General features: G+C 58.6%; 1 protein-coding gene. It reads right to left on the bottom strand.

Going from position 1 to position 1,694, the window contains the following annotated elements; all coding sequences use genetic code 11:
* Nucleotides 1–1,694 (bottom strand): efflux RND transporter permease subunit (locus RT21_RS22805; protein ID WP_046164457.1); only part of this gene is annotated, 1,694 nt, incomplete at both ends.

Here is a 1,694-nt window from a genome sequence, read left to right as displayed (position 1 = left end):
GTCACCTGTACTTTGGCCACGGTCCCCAACGTGATCTGGCTGCCTTGCGGCGTGTAGATCGGTAGGTTGCGCAGATCGGATATCGAGTCGCGCCACTCGCGGCCATAGCGGAGGTTGATCGGATACCTGGCGAGCCCTTCCACGGTTTCACCAATGGTTTGACCACCGATGGCACCGGCCACGATCGATTGCACGTCCGCGATATTCAGGCCGTAGCGTGCGGCGGCGACACGATCGATATCCACATCGATATACCTGCCGCCGGTCAGTCTCTCAGCAAGCGCCGAACTGACCCCAGGCACCGTTTTGGCGATTTTTTCCACTGCCTGGGTGGCTTTGTCGATCTGTGCCAAATCAGTGCCATACACTTTCACCCCGATCGGGCTCTTGATACCCGTCGCCAGCATATCGATACGGTTTCGAATCGGCGGGATCCACAGATTGGCTAATCCAGGTACCTGTACGGTGCGATCCAACTCCTCAACCAGCTTGTCAGGCGTCATCCCAGGGCGCCATTGATCCTTCGGCTTGAACTGAATGGTCGTCTCGAACATTTCCAGCGGGGCGGGATCTGTAGCGGTGTCGGCTCGACCAGCCTTACCGAACACGTGTGCAACTTCTGGAACCGTTTTTATGAGCCGGTCCGTCTGCTGCAGTAGCTCAGAAGCCTTCTGAGCGGAGAGGCCTGGAAGCGCAGTGGGCATATAAAGGAGGTCACCTTCATCCAGCGGGGGCAAGAACTCCCCACCAAGGCGAGAGGCCGGCCACAAGCCTGTCAGGAAGACCAGAACAGCCACCAGCAGAGTCATCTTGGGCCAGCGCAGTACCGCGTCCAGGGCCGGCTTGTAGATCCAGATGAGGCCACGGTTGAGTGGATTACGGTGTTCGTCAGGGATTTTGCCCCTGATCCAATACCCCATGAGCACCGGAACCAGCGTGACAGACAGGCCCGCGGCGGCTGCCATTGCATAGGTTTTGGTGAACGCCAGTGGACCGAACAGCCGGCCTTCCTGCGCCTCCAGGGTGAACACTGGAATGAACGACAGCGTGATGATCAGCAGGCTGAAGAACAATGCCGGCCCCACTTCAACAGCCGCGTCAGTAATGACCTTCCAGTGCTCCTGGCCCTTCAAGGTGGAGTCAGGATGCCGCTTGTGCCAGGCCTCAATGTGCTTGTGGGCGTTTTCGATCATGACGATTGCTGCATCGACCATCGCTCCGATGGCGATCGCGATGCCACCCAACGACATGATGTTGGCGTTGATGCCTTGCCGCTGCATGATCACAAAAGCAATCAGGATGCCGATCGGCAACGACACGATGGCGACCAACGACGAGCGCAGATGCCACAGAAAAATCGCGCAAACCAACGCAACGACAATGAACTCCTCGATGAGCTTGTGCGTGAGGTTTTCAACGGCACTGTCGATCAGCTTGCTACGGTCGTACGTCGTGACGATTTCGACGCCTTGGGGCAGGCTCGCTTTCAGCTCATCCAGTTTGGTCTGAACGGCAGCGATGGTTTCCCGAGCGTTCTTGCCGCTCCGCAGGATCACCACGCCGCCGACTACCTCACCTTCACCGTCAAGCTCGCTGATGCCCCGGCGCATTTCCGGGCCGAGCTGGATATGCGCAACGTCCCCTAGCGTCACTGGCACGCCGCCGTCGAGACGCAAAGGAATGGCTCGAAAGTC

The sequence above is a fragment of the Pseudomonas sp. 10B238 genome, assembly GCF_000970615.1.
Lineage (GTDB): Bacteria > Pseudomonadota > Gammaproteobacteria > Pseudomonadales > Pseudomonadaceae > Stutzerimonas.
This window is presented reverse-complemented; position numbering and strand designations above follow the sequence as displayed.